Source organism: Amycolatopsis jejuensis (genome assembly GCF_000717335.1).
GTDB lineage: Bacteria > Actinomycetota > Actinomycetes > Mycobacteriales > Pseudonocardiaceae > Amycolatopsis > Amycolatopsis jejuensis.
Window position 1 is genome coordinate 262,249 of the sequence record NZ_JNYZ01000003.1, and the last position, 16,140, is coordinate 278,388.

A 16,140-nucleotide genomic window follows, 5' to 3' on the forward strand; every position below is an offset into this window, starting at 1 on the left:
GTTTACTCCTTCTCTTCGGCCGACGAGGTGTCGGCGGACTTCTTCCTGCGCCGCGACGCGGGGGCCGCGGTGTCGGTGTCCGGTGCCTCGTCACCGGGGAATGCGTTGACCTTCGGCCCGGACGGCGCCGGACCCTCGACCTGCACCCAGCCGGGGCACATGCCGAGTTCGAGCGCCTCGGCCGGGAGGGCTGCGACGTGCCCGGTGGATTCCTGTCTTGCCCGCACGAGTTCGCTCATCGGTCAGCCCCGGAACGCGAAGAAGTTGACCGACGTCGTGCTCGACGCGGTGATGTTCACGAACCCGTCGCCCTGCTTCAGATCGGGCTCGACCGGGCCGAGCACACCCAGGCCACCAGCGGGCACCGACACGGACGTGATCGACGGGTTCTGCTGCCCGTACTTGGTTTTTCCCGGGTCCGCGACCGACGCGGTCATCGCGGACGCGCCACCGTTCTGCACGATCACGTACACCTTGCCGCCGCCGTCACCGGGCGCGACCTTGTCCGGGCCCGCGGTCGCTGGCGTCGCGGTGAGCACGGTTCCGGCGAGTTTTGCCTGTACCTGCACGATGGTTGCCATGGTTCAGTCCTTCCAGGACTCGAATACGTAGGTGTCGACCGCGAACATCGGGTGGCGTTGTGTCGCGGTGTCGGTGACGTCCCGGTCCTCGCGGACCGGGATCGTGGTTTCGTTCCGGACCCGGTTGGGCTTCCAGCCGGCCACGCCGGGCCGGATTCCGAGGACGCGGGCGCTGGTCTGGTCGACGACGATCCGCGCGGACGCCGCGGTCAACCCGACCGAGGTGACCTGGAACCGGTAGGTCGCCATGTCCGGGTCCCCGCACAGCTTCGTGCCGTCGTCGATCCCGGCGTCGCCGTAGAACACCGCGTACGGGAACGAGGGCCCGTCGGGGACTTGCCCGTCGTAGACAGTGAACGGCGGCGAGCCCGCCCGCAGCAGCGCCAGGATCGCCTCGTGATGCGCGGTGACCGGGCCGGGCGCCGTCACAGAATGTCCTCGGCGACGTCAGCGAGCGCGTCCGCGAATCGGGGCGCCTCTTTATCGATCGACTTATTGATATTTAACACACCCGGCGTATTCGAACGACCGAAATAAATTAGGTTCCCGAGCGCGCCTTGGATCAAATTCTTGTCCGGTCCGATGACCGCGCCGAGCCCGTCATCGGTGGTGTCGTAGGAGATCGACCTCGGGAAGTGCTTGAAGGTCGCGTGCCCTTCTGCGTCGGCGCGCATCCCGTTTTTCACGTTCACGGCACCTTTCGCCACGACCCGCTTCAGCTTCGGCGTGATATCGGCGGGGATCGCTTCCAGGTCGTCTGCCAGCTTGTCCACCTGGCTCATGTCCACTTCGGACACAGCGGGCTCCTCCCTGGTTCAGCCGGTGATTTCCTCCACCTGGCAGCGCAGCGCGGTCCCGTACGACTTCCGGTCACCAGAGCGGATGCGGAAGACACGGCCGACGTTGGCCGGATCGATCGAGCCAGTAATCTCGACAACCAGGCCAGTGCCGACCGGCGCTGTTCCGGTGATCGGCAGGTGCAGCTCGGTCGGGGTCACAGTGAACTGGTGCTCACCCGCGTCCGGCGTGCTGGGGAACGACGCGCGCTGGTTCTGCAGCTTGCATTTCCCGCTGTACACCGGGTTCCCGTACGTCGGTGTGACTTTCCCGGTGTTCGGGTCGGTGGTTTCGCCGGTGACGGCCCGGATACGGCAGGTATCGAGCATCAGCGTCTCGGCGGCACGGCGGCCACGGAGGACCGCGCTTCGGGCGGTCACCGTGATTTCACCACCGCGACAGCGCCGCCGAACCGTGCGCTGAGCCATTCCCGAGTCAGCCGGGGCAGTTCGAGCGGACCGGCCTGTTTCTCACCAGCCGCGCCCTGGTACTGCTCGGAGTAGTCGTCGATCCGGAAACCGGTCTGGTCTCCGCGGGACGCGTAGTCCCCGCCCGCCGCGCGGTTCATGCCGAGCCCGGCCAACGCGCACACGAGGTCGACGATGTCCCGCGGAACGTCGAAAAGCCCGCCAGTGATGGTGGCGGTCACGTTCGATGGCTCGTCGCAGTGGTTCTGCCACCCGTGACGGCGCCACAGGCGCCCGCCGACGAGCTTCCAGTCAGAGACCGGGGTGTCGTCAATCAGGACGCCCGTCACCGACACCACGGGCCCGCCGGGCGGGGTGAGCCATTCCTCCAGCCCGCCGGGGAAGGTGACAGTGAACGTCTCCCGGGTGATCGGCACGCCCGCCGCGTCCCGGACAGCGTCCTGAGCGGCCGCGAGAAACGCAGCCGCCTCAACGCCATCCGGGACGAGGATGTTCCGGGCGGTGAGGTCGGCCACCGTCGCCAGGTCCTGCAGTGCCACGGTGGCCTCCCTCTACTTCGCCAGGTCGATCAGGTCCTGCTTGGTCGCGGCCTCGGCGTCGTTGGGGTCCATGCCGAGGGCGTTGACCGCGTAGCCGACCCATTCGGCTTTGGCTGCGTTGACCGCCGGCCGCGGCGGAACCCCGTTTGTAAGTTCGCTGCCGGTGTCCTCGGTGTCGTCGACCGGTTCCTGCCACGGGGACCCGTCCGGGTTGACCCGGCGCAGGTATCCCTTCGTGACCTTGTCCTGCATGTGCTCGTCGAGCGGCAGGTCCATGCCGATGACCTGCCCGCTTTCGCTGTGGAAGTGCGCGAGTTCGCGCGGTTCGTCGGCCATCAGGTGTTCCGCGGAACCTTGAGCGCCACGATCGTCCCGACGATCGTGGTGGCGTCGATCAGCATCGAGCCGTCGTTCTGCAGGAACCGGCCCGACTCGAACGGGCCGATGTCGCGGGTCTCGACGCCGACGGTGATCGACAGGTCGCCCAGGCCCGCGGCGAGCGCGGGCGGGTAGGAACCGGTCTTGATGGTGAGGTTCCCGCCGGTGCTCGCGACGACCCGCAGGACCGTCTTTTCGGGCTCGGCCTTGGCGATCACGTGGTCGTTGGTGGCGTCGATCGTGGTCGGCGTCGCGACCACGCTGCCGTTCGGGACGGCGCTGGTGTACGGGATTGCGGTGCGTGCCATCGTGGATCAGCTCCTATCAGGAGATCGGGTTGGCGTAGGCCACGGCGATCGAGTCGGGACGCAGCAGCTTCGCGCCGTAGAGCGCGAGACCCTTGACCGCATCGGCGAACTTCGCTTCCGGGCGGTAGGCCTCGGTCTTGTTGATCTGCTCGGCGAAGCTGATCGCCGACTGCACACCGGCCTGGATCACGTGCACGTTGCCGGTCGGGTTGGGCACGTTGTTGGATTCGAGGATGTCGAACCCGGCCGCGCGGCCGACCATGCCGTTGCGCAGGCCCTCGCTGGTGCCGGACTCGTTCACCTTGATGAACCGGGAGTCGAGCAGCAGCTGCGCGTGGAACTCCGGGGACACCACGACGTAGCGGCCCTCGGTGGGGACGTTCGCCCGCGACAGCTTCGTGCGCAGCGGCACCAGCACCTTGTCGTAGGCGTCGCTGGGCGTGGTGAACACGTTCACCGCTGCACCGGTCGAGCCGATGACGTTCGCGGTCTGCGCGCCGGTGTAGAACGACGCCACGAACTGGTCGACGGTGTCGGCGAGCTTGTAGGCTGCGCGGCTCATCGCCTCCGGGATGACGTTGCCCTTGGCCTGCCGAGCGTCGACGTCGTCGACGAAGAACGCCCAGTACTTCGCCTGGTCCACGACCAGGGTTCGCTGTGCGTCCGACAGCTCCTCCGGAGCGATGACGGTGGAGTTGGCGTTGTAGGTGCCGATCGTCGGGTCACTGATCGAGGTGATCCGGACCGTGTCTCCGGCCTCGCGGATGTCGCCCTCGTAGTCGCGGTTGACGATCCCCGGACCCGCGTACACGAGCGCCTTGCGCAGGGAGACCAGGAGATTGGCGGACCAGATCTCCGGGCGGAAACGAGTGATGGCCACTGTGGGGCCCCTTTCTGGTTAGCCCGCACCCATCAGATCCGCGAGTCGGCCCTCGTTCTGGGCCTTCACGATCTGGTCGGGCGTCATGGTTTTGAGCTCGGCTTCGGTGACCTGCTTCTTCTTCGTGCCGGCCTTGCGCGCGGCCCCGCCGTCACCGGTGCCCTGGAACCTCTTCGCCGTTGCGGCTGCCAGGTAGGGCTTGTTCTTGATCAGCTCGTCGATCGCGTCCGCGATCTCGTCGCTATCGACCTCACCGTTCTCGTCGACCTCGAACTGCGTGAGATCGAGAAAGGTGAGGGCGTCCTTCGGGTCGGCCAGCTTGCCGGTCGCGGCAGCCCGGATCTCCGATCGGATGATCCGCGCGTTCGCCTTCGTGGCCGCCGCCGTCTCCGCCTCACGGCGGATCTGGTCGACGTCCGGCTCACCGTCCTTCGTGGACCCGCTCTTCAGCGTGTCCCGCTCGGCCTCGGCGGCGCGGCGCTTCGCTTTCTCGTCGCGCAGTTTGGCCTTCATGGCGTCGAGCGCCTTCTTGCCCTTGTCGCCGAGATCCTCGGCTCCCTCCGGGTCGCCTTCCGGCTCCTCGTCAGGATCGTCCTCGGGTTCCTCGGCGGGGTCGCCCACCGGCTCGCCCTCCGGGTCCTCGTCGGGATCGCTGGCGCCCGCGATGGGCCAGATCGGCTGTTCGCCGCCTTCGCCGGGGCGGGCATTGCGCCAGCCAACGGCCTGGAGGCCGGTTCGCGGGTGGATGGGCAGGATCGTCTCGATCATTCGGGTACTCCCCATTGCGGGTGTTGGTGAAAGCCGCGCGTTGCGCGCTGCTCAGACGATGTAGCCGTGCTGGCACAGCAGCTGCACCGCTTCTTCCCGCGAGCTGGCCTCGCGGTAGATCTGTTCCGGCATCAGCCGGGCCCGGCCACCGAGCCTCCGCCCAGCGGTGCCGCGGCGCGTGATGCCCGTCCGAGTCAGCTTCCGCGCCCCGGCGACGTACATCCCCTTGTGCGCGTTCACGATCTGCGCCATGTCGGCACCGTCGCGGATGGCCTGGTCGTCCGCTTTGGACAGTCCCTTGACCCGGCCTTCCTCGAACGCACGCCGCGGGTCGGTGGTGAAGTCGTCCCCGGTGTCCTCGGCCGTCGGGATGTGCACACAGTCGCACTGCGGATGCCGTTCGAATCCCTGGCTGTACCGGTAAACCCGCCCCGCGAGGATGATGCACCGCGGACACGAGTCCCCGACGACCATCCGCGTCCACGACACCGTCGGCCGCGCCACCACGGCGATCCCGTCCGCGACCCGGCCCGCATCAGCCACCTGCGTGCGCGTGATCAGATCGAGCCGGATCTGCCCGACGGCGAGTGCCTGCTTCGATGTGGCGCCTTTCGCGATCGCCGCCTTTGCCGCGAACACCGGCCCCATCAGCAACGTCTCCAGCGGACGCCCGTCCGAGGAGATCCCCGCCAACTCCTCCGCGGCGACCCGGCCGGCCGCCGGGTCGCGGTAACCCTGCGCCCGGAGCGCCTCGGCCGTGTAATGATCGGCCTGTCGAGCCGCCGTCAACTGCGCCTGCGACACGGCCACGAACATCCGCATCAGCAGGCTCAGCCAAGACTCCTCGATCGCGCGCGGCTCGACCTGCCTCCACAGGCGTCGGCCATCCGCCCGGGCGGCCTTCGCCAGCCGGGCGCGCGCGGCGTGGTGACTGCGCGCACGATCAAGCGGCGTCACCGGTGGGCTCCTCGCCCGGATCGCCAGCCTGGCCACCGAGGCCCATGTCGCGCGCCACCGCGGCGACAGGGTCGATTTCGGCCTCGCGCTTCTTCATGTCGATCAGATCGACGATCTCTGACGGGGTGAGACCCCACTTCGCGGCGAGGTACTCGAACGGGAACCCGATCTGCGCGAGTTTCAGCAATGCGTCGGCGAGCTGCGCCTGGGACCGGGACTCCGCGTCGGCCCACAGCACCGTGCCCGCGGTGAACGCCTTCGCCTTCTTCTCGTTGCCCTGCGCCAGCGCGATCAAGCCGAACATCTGCCGGATCGCCTGCCCGAACCACAGCTGCTTCTCCTCGACCCGCTTCACCAGGCCGGTTTCGGCGGCGATCAGCGCGTCACCGGACAGGTTCGCCATCTTCCCGATGAGGTAGTGCTGTGGGGTGCGCGTCTGTGCGGCAATGTGCCCGACCGCGATCTCGATGACGTCGGTGTAAGCAGCGAGATTCGCCGCCTGCCACTCGGCGATTTTCGACTGCTCGCCGGTGATCCACAGCACGCGGTCGACCGCGAACTTCGCCAGATCCACCGGACGCTGCCCAACGACCTCGCCCTTATCGTTGAGGATCGGCGTGGTCGGACGCTCGGCGCCGAGCACGATCCGCTGCGGGAACGACGCATAGTCCGAGGCCGTGAACAGCTGTGCCCACAGCAGGTTCACCGCGTCCTGCATCGCCGTCACACCGGTGACGTCCGAGATCGGGTCATCGGCCAAGGTCGGCTTGTTCGGCAGCTCCACCAGCGGCACGACACCCATCGGGTTCGGCTGCGGATTCGGCTCGTCAGTGTCCCGCGGCGACCACTTCTTCAGTTCCTCGTCCACCGCGGACAGCAGGATCAGCTTCGTCTGCTGCCGCGTCACCGGCCGCTCGAACTTCCACACCTCGTCCGGGAGGTACAGGGTGGCGTAGTCGCAGTTGCCGTCCTGCCACTTCTTCAACGCCGCTCGCCGACGACGCCGCGACCCCGGCCAGTACGCGATGACGCACTGCGAGGCGTCCTCGAAGGTCACCTCCGGGGTTTCCTCGTCGTCAGGATTTCCCCACACGAGCCCAAAGGACCGCGCCGAGTTCACACCGCCGAGGAACCCCAGCTGCGAATCAGCGTCGAGCGCATTGGTCTGCCACACCCGCCACATCTCCGAGTCCGGCTCCTGCTCGCCGAGGCCCTTGATCCCCATCACAGTGAGCCGCTCCACCGGGGCGTCCGCGACCGGCGCGACCCAGTTGTCGGAGAAGTCGACGTACCGATCGCCGTGGTACTTCTTGAACTGATCCGACGCGTACTTCAGCGGCTGCTTCCCGCGGTAGTACCGGTCGTTGCGCTCCACCTCGGCGGATCGGTTCAGCAGTTCCTGCTCAAGCAACGCCACCAGCTGAAGGGCCTGGGCCTCGGTCGCCACGGTCACCCTCCTCAGGCGGTATAGACGAAGTTGTCGTGCTGCTTCCACAGCTTCGCGGCCGTGACGTCGCCGGCGGCCTCGTTGCAGATCACCGACACGACCGCGAGGTCGATCTTCCGGCCGTCGCCCGGCTTCGTGAGGACGTAACGGTTCTGCGGCCGGGCCGCCTTCTTCGCCGCTCCCATGTGGAGCTCGGTGTCGTCGCAGCCGTCGTGCGCGAAGCCGCTGTCGGCCTTGTTCACGTCGACCAGCAGCCGCTCGCACGCGGCGTGCATCTGGACAGGCCGGTACGTCTCGAACCGGACCACGCGCTTCTCGCCGAACTGCTCCGCCCACGTGTCGACCTCGGTCTCCCAGTACGGCGGGTCGGCGTACATCCGGATGATGTCGAAGTTGCTGAACAGCCACTCGACCGCCGCATGCACCTCCAGCCGCGGCACTTTCCCGCCGTGCTTGGCCGGGTTCCAGATAGTCGGCCCGGCCGGCGTGTACGGCGTGAACTGGTAGCCGCCGCGGGTCTGCGCGCGGATTGCAGTCCAGTCGTCTACATCGGACCCGTCGAACCCGAGCACCAGCTGAGTCCGACGCCGCAGCGGCGGGGCCTTCTTCGCCGCGCGGGCCTTCCACTTCTCGACGTCCATCCACGTGTCGAGCCCGGCCACGATCCGGTTCCCGAAGAACCGCTCCGCCTGCCCCGGGTCCTTCTCCATCAGCTCGGCAGCCTCAGCCTCGATGGAGTCGAGGTTCACGTGCGGCGAGCCCGCGTAGTTGAACGCGTGGATCTTCCGGCGATCCGCCTTCACCGAGTACTTCAGGCCCGCCGGCGGCGGCTCGTAGAACCTGAAGACGTCCTTCGCACGGGACTCCCGCGTTCGCTGCGCCGTCGAGTTCTGCGACGGGTCGTAGCAGTTCGTCGTCTCCCCGCCCCGACCGCCCATGCCCGCCGCGCCACGCCGCATCGTCTCCGCGACCTTCACCATCTTGTTCTCGACGGTGTACAGCTGCGGCTCGTCGTGGAAGTACGCCGAGATCGGGTTACCAAGCCGCGACTGCGCGCTCGAAGTGACCGCGTCGATCCGGCCTTCATTCGGCAGCCGGATGAAGCCTTCCCGCGGCAACATCAGGTCGGCGAGTGGCCCGTTTTTCGCCATCGCCTGCAGCGGTCGGTAGATGTTGTCAACCTGGTCCTTGGACGTCGCCAGCAGTTGAATCAGCGGGGTCGCCCACGGCATCCCCATCGGCTCACCCGGGTCATACGGGTACTCCCAACCGCAGCCACAGCCGTGCTCCGCGCAGACGTAGCCGTCGTCTTTCCCCGCCCAACCAGCAAACAGCGCCGGCCCGACACCCTCGTTCGACGCGAGCGTCGCTGTCCATGGCCCCTTGCCGACCTTCTGTGGTGCGATGACCTGGAAGCGCCTGTACCAGAACGCTGCCGCCCGCGTCGGGTAGCCGTTCTCGTCGTACGCCTCCGCGTCCGGCCGCACACGGTAGTGGTTGAGCGTGCACCACAGCTGCCAGTCGTAGTGCTGGAACGGCGCACCCTTCCGGAACCCGTCCGGGATGATGCAATGCCGCTCCACCCAGGCCGGCGCGACCCAGAGAGTCGGGAAGTCGACGACGTACCGCTTAGGCTCCGGCGCCATCGGTCGTGACCGCCGACATTCGCGACTTCATCTCGCGTGCCGCGGCACGCGAGTCAGCCCGGGGATCCTTCGCAGAGCTGGCGCGCTTGTCGGCCAGCTCGTCGACAGCGATCGCCCACCCGTTTTCCCGCAACCCGGCCGGCGTCAGCCCGATCTGATCGGCGAACCGGTGCAGCGAGTTCTTGTCGGCCGCTGTCGCCTCCGCGGACTCGCACAGCGCCGACGTCCGAACCCACATCGCGACCGCATGCCAGCGCCACCGCTCGTTCGCCCACGCGCATGCCTGCGGAGTCGACCACGCCCACTCCCACAGGAAGATCTCGCGCTCCCAGCGTGCTTCCGTCGCCCCCTCGTCCGGCACGCGGACCCGCTGCTTGTCCTCGTAGTACTCGTCGTACACCGTGACCTTCGTCAACGGGAACTCCGGCACCTCACCGCGGTACCCTTCAGCCGGCAACGCCGTCAGCTTCACGCCGCGCCGATCACTCCGGCCCGAGGTCGGATCCGCGCTCGGACCCGACCGATTCCGTGCTCCGCCCTTGGTCATCGTGCTCACTCCTCAGCGGCCTTGCGCCACGTCGGCGGACGCCGCCTTGCGCGACACCCAGGTGCTTGGACGGTGACCGTCCGGATGTTCTGAACCCTCCGCGCTATCCGGAGCCCTCCCCGGCGGTCCCGGTGTGATCCACTTCGGGGGGTACCCCCCAGGGGGTATGGAGTCTCGGTGATCGACTCCGCGCCGCGTTGTGGATCACCGAAGATCGAATGTGCCTGCCGTCAGCGTGCGTTCCAGCCGCCCGGCTGAGCTTCAGCTGTGTGCTTGCTATGGCACCGAGCGCAGATTCCGCGCCCGTGCTTAGGGTCGTTCGGGTTCTCGCCGCGCAGCACGAGCGTGCGTCGGTCGATCGGATGATGGTCTGCGTGCACTGACCATGCGCGTCCGCACAGTTGGCAGATCGGGTGCTTGGCCAGCACGCCCCGGCGGAACCGGGTCTCGTGTGCCCGGTCGTACCCGCGGTCGCGTGCACTGCCTCGACGTTGCTCAGCTGCGCGCTCGTGCTCGGTGCAGCGGCCAGTGCCAGCGGGCACCAGCTCGGGGCACTGGGGTACCGAGCACACCTTGAGCGCCCTCGGCATGGTGACTACTCGCGCCCGTCCCAGGCGTGGTGCACAACCATCCAGCCCGACCGGTCCTCGCCTTGCACATGCTCGACGTAGGGCAGGCAGGCGCAGTCATCGCCCGGGGTGTGACCCACCACGTCGTCCACGGGGGTGACCTCGGAGCCGGTATCAGTGGGGGCGACCAGCCACCCGGTGCGCACGGCCATCCGATACCCCTTGATCGTTCTTACCCGCCGGTTGGGAGTAGGCATCTTTCCGCAGGTCAGCGGGGTGCATGGTGTTTCGAGTAGGTTTCGAGTAGGCGCGCCCGTCGCGCTGCCCGCGGGGCATGAGAACGGCCCCCGTGCCTACCTGCAGAGCAGGCAACGAGGGCCGGTCTGTCGTCTGGCTCCCGCCCCCGGGACTGGTCACGGCCAGTAGACGTGTCCCCGGTTGCTGCCGCTCGCGCAGAGCAGCCGTGTCCGGCGAGGCAATCGGGCTTCTCTGCGCGTCAGCCCGCAGCGGCCGGTGGGCATAGCTCACGCCCGGGGTAAGCGTGACACACGCGATCACCTGGGGCAATCACTGGGGTGGATCTTGGGTGTGTCGTGGTGTTCTATCCGCCCCCGCATTACTATCTAGCCCCCCTTTACATTTACTATCTAGTGGGGGTAGAGTACGGTCATGGTGTTCAAGCCGATGAAACGAGCAGACGTCATCACGGCACTGGAGTCGAACGGCTGCCGGAAGCTCCGCGACTCCGGCGACCACACCGTCTACGGCTGCCCGTGCGGCAAGCACCGCGCCCCGGTGCCGCGCCACAACAGCATCACGCCGGGCGTTGTCCGCAGCATCGGCAAGCAAATGGCCTGCCTACCCCAGGGATGGTTGCAGTGAAGACCTACACAGCGACAGCGACCCGCGAAGGCGGGTGGTGGATCGTCGAGGCCGACGGCATCGGCACAACCCAGGGACGCACCACCGCCGAAGCGCAACGCATGGCCGTCGACATGGTCGCCCTCATGGAGGACGTCGACCCGTCCGAGGTGACCGTGGACGTCACGTTCGTGCCGCCGGGCGGGTTGGCGGACGAGGTCCGCGAGGCCCGCGAGGCGACGCGCCACGCAGCCGAAGCACAGGAACAGGCTGGACGGAAGACGCGTGCAGCGGTGCATCGGCTCCTCGCCGCGGGCATGTCAAAGCAGGACGCAGCCCGGATTTTGCGGGTAGCTCCTCAGCGCATCAGCCAGCTCACGAAGCAGCGTGAGAAGTAGGCCCGGAGCCGATGGCGTCCTTGCAGCCGGGGCACAAGATGCCGCCCGGCCCGGCCGGCGCGGTGCCGCACTTCGAGCAGATCGGGGTCGTTGGGTCGTCGCTCATGTCGGGATCCTCGCATCCCTACGGTCGAGGTACGCCAGGATCTCCCGGAGGCTGTAGCCGCCGTCACCTCGGGTGATGTGGCCGCGGCGCACCCACTGGCGCAGCGTGGCCGGGCCGATCCGGTAGCACTCGTCGCCGGTTCGGTCGGCTTCCTGGGCGAGGAGGAGGACGACGTCCGCGGCGCGGGCCCGGCCGGTCACCGGCGTGCCTGCCCGGCAAGCTCCGCCTGCCGGTTCGCCCAGCGGGCATCGACGAGGCGTCGGCGGCGCGCCCGGTCCTCGGCGATGGCGCGGTCGAGCGGGCCGCGGACCCGCTCGACCGTGAAGTCGCGTTCCACGTTGAGCCCGAACCCTGCCAACTGCTTGAGGAACCAGTCTCGTTGCGCGTCAGTGGCAGCGAAGTCGGACAGGGTGCTGCAGGTGCCGATGCGCTCGGCAAGCAAGTCGTCGCGGCGGCTGATCCGCCACAGCCACGGCATGTTGTGCTGCCTCTGGATCTCAGGCGGAAGCAGGCTGTCTTCGCTCACGTGTTCGACTGTAAGTAGCGTGACAGCCGAGGTCAACCGACGTGTACCCACCGGCGCCGTCGTGCCCGTGCCAGCTGCAGCAGCACCCGCGCCCGCCGAGTGTCGCGCGGCTGGCCACGGAGGAACAGGTCACGAGGCGGACGGCCCTCGTACCATTCGACGCTCGTGGGCTGGCGGGGAGTTTCCTCACGCGGGACACCGAGCTTTGGCAACGCCACATACCAGCACGGCGGACGGATGCCGAGACGAGCTCTCACGCTCATGGCTTCCACTCCTCGCGGTAGTCCGGGTGACCGGCGTACGGGAGGGCGAGCAGGAGAAGCGTCTCGCACGGAGCGTCCTCGTGTTCGACGTAGCGGAACCGATTGCCGCCAGCGTCTTCGTCTTCGCCTGTGTAGACGCACGTCGGGCATTCCAGGTCGCCATCGTGGCGCTTGCGGGGCGTGTGCAGCTCGATGATCCGTCGTTTGGCGTCGACCTCGGCGAGCACCCGGGCCGGGTCGTGGCGGGCGATGTGCGCGCGGTACGCGAAACCCAACTCGTTCGGATCCGAACCTGCAACGTAGCCGAGATTCCCGTAGGCCAGCTTGTTGTCACGGATCTCTGTCGGATCGACCTGCACCCCGAACGGTCCGGACACCCACCGAACGGGGCAGCAAGCTTGTGCGTGCTGTTCGTCTTCCTCAAGGCGTGCGCGGAGGAACGCGATCAGGTCATCCATCAGCCCAACGCCTCCCAGTCGCCGAGGCGTTCGAGCTTGCGTGCCAACACGGCGCGCGGGTCAGCATGTTCGCGACGACGCATCGCGGCCAGCTGGCCAGGCGTCGGGTTCAGGCCGCCCAGCGCGGCGACCTCATATTCCCGGTGCCCACAGAAGCCGCATACACCGCCCTCGGAGAACCACCGGTTACGGTCGCACCGGATGCAGAAGAACGTCCCCGGTAGGGCGCCAAGGCTGATCAGGTCATCCACGGGCGCGCCTTTCCTCTTCCGGGTCGATGCCGAGGATTGGCCGGTCTCCGGCGATCTCCCGCAGCTCGGTCGACGGCTCCCGGCCAACGTACATGCCTTCCGGCATCGGCTCGACCGGGTGCATCGCGCCGTGCTTCTCCGTGGCGCCGACGAGCCAGCGCAGCACCTTCTCCTCGCTGTCGAGCCCATCAGGGACGGTGATGTCCGCGAGCCATGGGTGCTGTTCGAGCAGCCATGGCTTGACTACGTCCGCGGCGCGGGGCAGTTGGTGGGTGAAGTGCGCTTGCCCGGTGACGAAGCCGATGAGCTCGTACACGCCCGCGATGTGGTTGGGCGACACCAGATGCCCATCCGTGATCGAGAGGAGCTGCCCGAGGTGGAATTCGCGTGTGGCCATGGTGGTCATCCTGCCTTGGTGGTGGGTGGGCATGCTGCTGTCTCCTGCGCTGCTTCCAACCTGACTAAATCGAGACCGTCATATGTGCGTTTGCACGCCTTGCATTGGGCTGGTTTGCCGACACCGGCCCAATGCACCTGCCCGTCGCAGGTGACGGTGAGGCAGGCGCCGAGGGCTCGTTGCGGGGCGTCGCCGGCCAGTTGGCGGGCCATGTGGTGTAGCTCGGTGAGGTCGCCGACAGCGTCGTCGACCCAGTCCTGTCCGCCGAGCCACCAGGCGTTGCGGGTGACGTAGTCCGCGTCGGTGTCGAGATTCCCGCCGGGGCGGGACTCGTCGCGCTCCTCGGCGATCGCGTCCGCGAGGTAGCGGAGGCGCCCGGGGATGGACGCGACCCAGCTGCCCGCGTCGTCCGGGCGGCGCGTCACGGCGTCACCGTGCTCGTCCACGTCCCCCGCCAACGACCGCGGATCAAGCGCCGCGATCACGTCGTCACGGGCCGGAGAGTGTGGCCCGTAGCCCGGGGACATCCTGCCCGTCATGCCCCGACCCGGCTCCACCATGAACGGGAGGATCAGCGTCGCGTACACCACGATCTCCCGCACCAACCGGATCAACCGGTTCACACAGTCGTTGCACGAGTACGCGACGCTCGTCGCGTCCTTCTGGCGGCACACGTGGCACTTGCCGACAGCGACCTCGGTCGTCACGATGCCTCCTCCAGGGGTGGTTTCGATGTCAAATGCCAACTGCCGCAATACGGACACTGGTAGGCGCGACGCTCCAGACGCCTGCCCGGATGCGGTGTCGCCCAGATACTCCCCAGCACCTCGTCCGCGCGGGATTCGCTGCGGTACCGGGCTTTCCCCGTCACCGGGCAGCGGGCGGACACAAGCCCTCCTCGTGCCCGTCCTCCTTGGCTACAGGGGAGGCAGACGCGGGGAGCAGCGGCTCCCACAGGAGCCGAATGTGTTCTGCCCGTTCGGTCAGCCACTCGCGCACGGCTGGCTCGTCGGCCTTGCAGACCTCGACCTCAGTGCAGCGGAAGATCCCCTTGCGCTGCAGCATCCAGAACACCTGGAGCGTCCAGGCGTGGTCGCGGTCGCCGAACCGATCTGCGTACTCCTGACGACCAGCCAGCGTGTCGTCCTCGATGAACTCGCGCGGCTTCCAGTCCCAGCGGAACACGAGGTTCCTGTCGAAGTCGTTATCGCCTTCCGACTCGACGAACCCTTCCCACGACCCGTACCGCTCGTAGTAGCCGGTCGAGAAGTAGTTGCCCTCCGAGCAGTAGTACGGGTGATCGATTTCCCAGAGCTTCATCGCCCCTCCTCCGGCTTGTGCTCCACCACGTGGCCGTGCGGGAGTGGCTTCCCTGCGTGGGGGTTCGGGATGATGTGCGGCGCCCAGCGTTCGAGCACAGCCTGCATCTCGGGCGTGCGGTCGAACGTCCCCGGTGACCTCCCACGGGCGTGGATCCTGCAGCGGTGCCTTTATCTCGATGGCTGCCCGTTGTGGTCCTTGCTCGTACGGGTCCCCGGTGTTCTGGGAGTTGGTGTACGCCTCGGAGTCCGAGTGACCGGTAGCGGCGGTTTCCTCGCGCGGGGCGGGCTCCGGTTCGACGCCTGCGCACACCGCGCACCAGAGCGGCTGTTTCCCGTGCTTGCATCGGGAGTCGATGCGCATCCTGGACGCTTCCTCGCGTGGAGCGGCAGCGGGCTCCGAACTCCCAGTTTGGGAGAAGTTGGGAGTTCGCTGGGAGTTCGGCTCCTCGCTCGACGCCTGGGCGGGTTCAGCGTCCAGGCACCCGCTCAAGCAACCGCAGCAGCCTCCGCACGGTTCCGGGGAACCCCCGCACATTCCCTGGTTGCATTCGCCGTCAAGGCAGCGCGACGGCTCCTCGCGGCCCGGCTCGCGGTCGAGGATGGCACGCAATTCCTTGAATCTTCTGTCTGCGTCGTCGTCCCATGAGACGCCGTCGGGCCAGTCGGAGTCCAGCACGGCGCGGATGTCCGCGCGCAGCTTGGTCAGGTCGGTGTACGCGGAATCGCTGGCGGCCTGCTCTCCCTGCGCAAGGCCAGCGGCGAACGCCGCCTCGACATCTCCGAGCGGGCCGACGGCGTCGGCGGGCAGCTCGGGGGCCGAGAATCCTGACCAGGCTTCAAAGAAATACCCAGGCCCCGAGCGAAGGAACACTCTCTCGCTTGGGCTCCACCACACGTCTGGCACGCGCGGGGGGTCGGCGTCGGTCACGGTCGTTCCCCTTCCAGCCAGCCGCGCGCCACGTCCACGGTCACGGGGCCGTCGGCCCGAACGAAGTCGATCACTTGCGCCAGGTGCGCGGGACAGGCCCGCGACCCGTACGTCACATCCGCCGAAGCGCGCACCCGGAACCGGGCAGCGTGGGAGCAGCGGTCTCCCCGGGGAGACAGGCCGGTGCAGGGCGGGGTGTCGGCGTCGGTCATCGCTTCTCCAGTTCCGCAACCAGCTCGTCGATCTCTTCCTGGTGCCACCACTTGTCCGGGCGCTCCGCCATCTCCGCCAGCGCGGCGGCCAACGCTTTCGCTGTCGAGCAGTCGAGGACGTTGCCGGTGTCGTTGCCGAGCGCGTCGTTCGCGGCGTTCAGCATCCGCTCGGCCCACTCGCTCATCGCTGTGCCTCGCTGTCCGATTCGACACGCGCCAGCGTCGGGTACAGGTCGCGATGCGACTTCGCGGCGCGGAGAACTTTCGCCACCACGGCGGAATCCTTCGGATAGGGCTCGCCGGAACTGCGCGGGAACGCGTGGCCCCACAGCACGCCATGGACGTGAGCGAGCACGATCGCTTCGCGGACGAGTTTCGCAGTGCGTTTCCCGAGGATCATCGCTGTGCCTCGCTGCTCTCTTCAGTCCACGACCACACGTCGAGTCCCATCTGGTCGAAACCGCGGAACACCCAGTGGCCGTCGGTGTTGAGCGGTTCAGGCGCATCAGGCATCGCAGCGTCCGGGTATCGGG

At 67.8% G+C, this 16,140-nt stretch carries 28 protein-coding genes; 2 read left to right on the plus strand and 26 right to left on the minus strand.

Annotated features, from left to right (window positions below; translation table 11 throughout):
- Nucleotides 1-2: 2 nt before the first annotated feature.
- The 15 genes from OO71_RS04265 to OO71_RS04335 all read right to left on the minus strand — a co-directional run bounded on the left by OO71_RS04265 (nt 3) and on the right by OO71_RS04335 (nt 10,097).
- Entirely contained in the window at nt 3-239 is a 237-nt protein-coding gene (locus tag OO71_RS04265) for a hypothetical protein (RefSeq protein ID WP_033288251.1), read from the minus strand.
- 3 nt (nt 240-242) lie between these two features.
- A complete protein-coding gene (locus OO71_RS04270; protein WP_033288252.1) occupies nt 243-581 on the minus strand; it encodes a hypothetical protein in 339 nt (112 codons plus the stop codon).
- Between the two features lie 3 nt (nt 582-584).
- The gene (locus OO71_RS04275) at nt 585-1,010 is read right to left on the minus strand and encodes a gp17 family tail completion protein (RefSeq protein ID WP_033288253.1); all 426 of its coding nucleotides are present in this window, start codon (nt 1,008-1,010) and stop codon (nt 585-587) included.
- Nucleotides 1,007-1,378, minus strand: coding sequence for a hypothetical protein (locus OO71_RS04280; protein WP_051790992.1), 372 nt, complete (start codon nt 1,376-1,378; stop codon nt 1,007-1,009). Before OO71_RS04280 ends, OO71_RS04275 begins: the two co-directional genes overlap by 4 nt.
- An 18-nt stretch (nt 1,379-1,396) precedes the next feature.
- The gene (locus tag OO71_RS04285; RefSeq protein WP_033288254.1) at nt 1,397-1,798 is read right to left on the minus strand and encodes a DUF6093 family protein; all 402 of its coding nucleotides are present in this window, start codon (nt 1,796-1,798) and stop codon (nt 1,397-1,399) included.
- The gene (locus OO71_RS04290) at nt 1,795-2,385 is read right to left on the minus strand and encodes a hypothetical protein (protein ID WP_033288255.1); all 591 of its coding nucleotides are present in this window, start codon (nt 2,383-2,385) and stop codon (nt 1,795-1,797) included. The genes OO71_RS04285 and OO71_RS04290 overlap by 4 nt, the downstream gene beginning before the upstream one ends.
- Before the next feature lie 12 nt (nt 2,386-2,397).
- A complete protein-coding gene (locus tag OO71_RS04295) occupies nt 2,398-2,721 on the minus strand; it encodes a hypothetical protein (protein WP_033288256.1) in 324 nt (107 codons plus the stop codon).
- A complete protein-coding gene (locus OO71_RS04300; protein WP_033288257.1) occupies nt 2,721-3,071 on the minus strand; it encodes a hypothetical protein in 351 nt (116 codons plus the stop codon). The genes OO71_RS04295 and OO71_RS04300 overlap by 1 nt, the downstream gene beginning before the upstream one ends.
- Nucleotides 3,072-3,087: 16 nt before the next feature.
- Nucleotides 3,088-3,951, minus strand: a complete 864-nt coding sequence (locus OO71_RS04305) for a phage major capsid protein (protein ID WP_033288258.1) — start codon at nt 3,949-3,951, stop codon at nt 3,088-3,090.
- An 18-nt stretch (nt 3,952-3,969) separates the two neighbouring features.
- Nucleotides 3,970-4,719, minus strand: a complete 750-nt coding sequence (locus OO71_RS04310) for a hypothetical protein (protein ID WP_033288259.1) — start codon at nt 4,717-4,719, stop codon at nt 3,970-3,972.
- A gap of 51 nt (nt 4,720-4,770) precedes the next feature.
- Nucleotides 4,771-5,676, minus strand: coding sequence for a VG15 protein (locus OO71_RS04315; protein WP_033288260.1), 906 nt, complete (start codon nt 5,674-5,676; stop codon nt 4,771-4,773).
- The gene (locus OO71_RS04320; RefSeq protein ID WP_033288261.1) at nt 5,663-7,123 is read right to left on the minus strand and encodes a phage portal protein; all 1,461 of its coding nucleotides are present in this window, start codon (nt 7,121-7,123) and stop codon (nt 5,663-5,665) included. Before OO71_RS04320 ends, OO71_RS04315 begins: the two co-directional genes overlap by 14 nt.
- An 11-nt stretch (nt 7,124-7,134) precedes the next feature.
- A complete protein-coding gene (locus tag OO71_RS04325) occupies nt 7,135-8,769 on the minus strand; it encodes a hypothetical protein (protein ID WP_033288262.1) in 1,635 nt (544 codons plus the stop codon).
- Nucleotides 8,753-9,226, minus strand: coding sequence for a hypothetical protein (locus OO71_RS04330; protein WP_156096157.1), 474 nt, complete (start codon nt 9,224-9,226; stop codon nt 8,753-8,755). The genes OO71_RS04325 and OO71_RS04330 overlap by 17 nt, the downstream gene beginning before the upstream one ends.
- Before the next feature lie 685 nt (nt 9,227-9,911).
- Nucleotides 9,912-10,097, minus strand: a complete 186-nt coding sequence (locus OO71_RS04335; protein WP_033288263.1) for a hypothetical protein — start codon at nt 10,095-10,097, stop codon at nt 9,912-9,914.
- A gap of 457 nt (nt 10,098-10,554) precedes the next feature.
- Between OO71_RS04335 and OO71_RS04340 the strand changes: the two genes are divergently transcribed.
- Together OO71_RS04340 and OO71_RS04345 are read left to right on the plus strand one after the other, a co-directional pair.
- Nucleotides 10,555-10,767, plus strand: a complete 213-nt coding sequence (locus OO71_RS04340; RefSeq protein ID WP_211260434.1) for a type II toxin-antitoxin system HicA family toxin — start codon at nt 10,555-10,557, stop codon at nt 10,765-10,767.
- Nucleotides 10,764-11,144: a hypothetical protein gene (locus OO71_RS04345; RefSeq protein ID WP_084144686.1), complete on the plus strand. Its 381-nt coding sequence runs from the start codon at nt 10,764-10,766 to the stop codon at nt 11,142-11,144. Before OO71_RS04340 ends, OO71_RS04345 begins: the two co-directional genes overlap by 4 nt.
- 102 nt (nt 11,145-11,246) lie before the next feature.
- Here OO71_RS04345 and OO71_RS04350 read toward each other — a convergent pair whose 3' ends face one another.
- From OO71_RS04350 to OO71_RS04395, 11 genes are all read right to left on the minus strand, one after another.
- Entirely contained in the window at nt 11,247-11,450 is a 204-nt protein-coding gene (locus tag OO71_RS04350) for a hypothetical protein (protein WP_033288265.1), read from the minus strand.
- Nucleotides 11,447-11,776, minus strand: a complete 330-nt coding sequence (locus OO71_RS04355; RefSeq protein ID WP_156096158.1) for a hypothetical protein — start codon at nt 11,774-11,776, stop codon at nt 11,447-11,449. Before OO71_RS04355 ends, OO71_RS04350 begins: the two co-directional genes overlap by 4 nt.
- 32 nt (nt 11,777-11,808) lie before the next feature.
- A complete protein-coding gene (locus tag OO71_RS49865; RefSeq protein ID WP_156096159.1) occupies nt 11,809-12,039 on the minus strand; it encodes a hypothetical protein in 231 nt (76 codons plus the stop codon).
- Nucleotides 12,036-12,497: a DUF6221 family protein gene (locus OO71_RS04360; RefSeq protein WP_033288267.1), complete on the minus strand. Its 462-nt coding sequence runs from the start codon at nt 12,495-12,497 to the stop codon at nt 12,036-12,038. The genes OO71_RS49865 and OO71_RS04360 overlap by 4 nt, the downstream gene beginning before the upstream one ends.
- On the minus strand, nt 12,497-12,748 hold the full coding sequence (locus OO71_RS04365; protein WP_033288268.1) for a hypothetical protein: 252 nt from the start codon (nt 12,746-12,748) through the stop codon (nt 12,497-12,499). Before OO71_RS04365 ends, OO71_RS04360 begins: the two co-directional genes overlap by 1 nt.
- A complete protein-coding gene (locus OO71_RS04370) occupies nt 12,741-13,145 on the minus strand; it encodes a DUF7736 domain-containing protein (RefSeq protein ID WP_156096160.1) in 405 nt (134 codons plus the stop codon). Before OO71_RS04370 ends, OO71_RS04365 begins: the two co-directional genes overlap by 8 nt.
- Before the next feature lie 5 nt (nt 13,146-13,150).
- On the minus strand, nt 13,151-13,852 hold the full coding sequence (locus OO71_RS04375; protein ID WP_033288270.1) for a hypothetical protein: 702 nt from the start codon (nt 13,850-13,852) through the stop codon (nt 13,151-13,153).
- A 160-nt stretch (nt 13,853-14,012) separates the two neighbouring features.
- Nucleotides 14,013-15,395, minus strand: a complete 1,383-nt coding sequence (locus tag OO71_RS49870; protein WP_156096161.1) for a hypothetical protein — start codon at nt 15,393-15,395, stop codon at nt 14,013-14,015.
- Nucleotides 15,392-15,607 (minus strand): hypothetical protein, encoded by a 216-nt coding sequence (locus OO71_RS04385; RefSeq protein ID WP_033288271.1) that lies wholly within the window; start codon nt 15,605-15,607, stop codon nt 15,392-15,394. The genes OO71_RS49870 and OO71_RS04385 overlap by 4 nt, the downstream gene beginning before the upstream one ends.
- Nucleotides 15,604-15,792, minus strand: a complete 189-nt coding sequence (locus tag OO71_RS04390; protein ID WP_033288272.1) for a hypothetical protein — start codon at nt 15,790-15,792, stop codon at nt 15,604-15,606. Before OO71_RS04390 ends, OO71_RS04385 begins: the two co-directional genes overlap by 4 nt.
- Nucleotides 15,789-16,007, minus strand: a complete 219-nt coding sequence (locus OO71_RS04395; protein ID WP_033288273.1) for a hypothetical protein — start codon at nt 16,005-16,007, stop codon at nt 15,789-15,791. The genes OO71_RS04390 and OO71_RS04395 overlap by 4 nt, the downstream gene beginning before the upstream one ends.
- Nucleotides 16,008-16,140 lie beyond the last annotated feature (133 nt).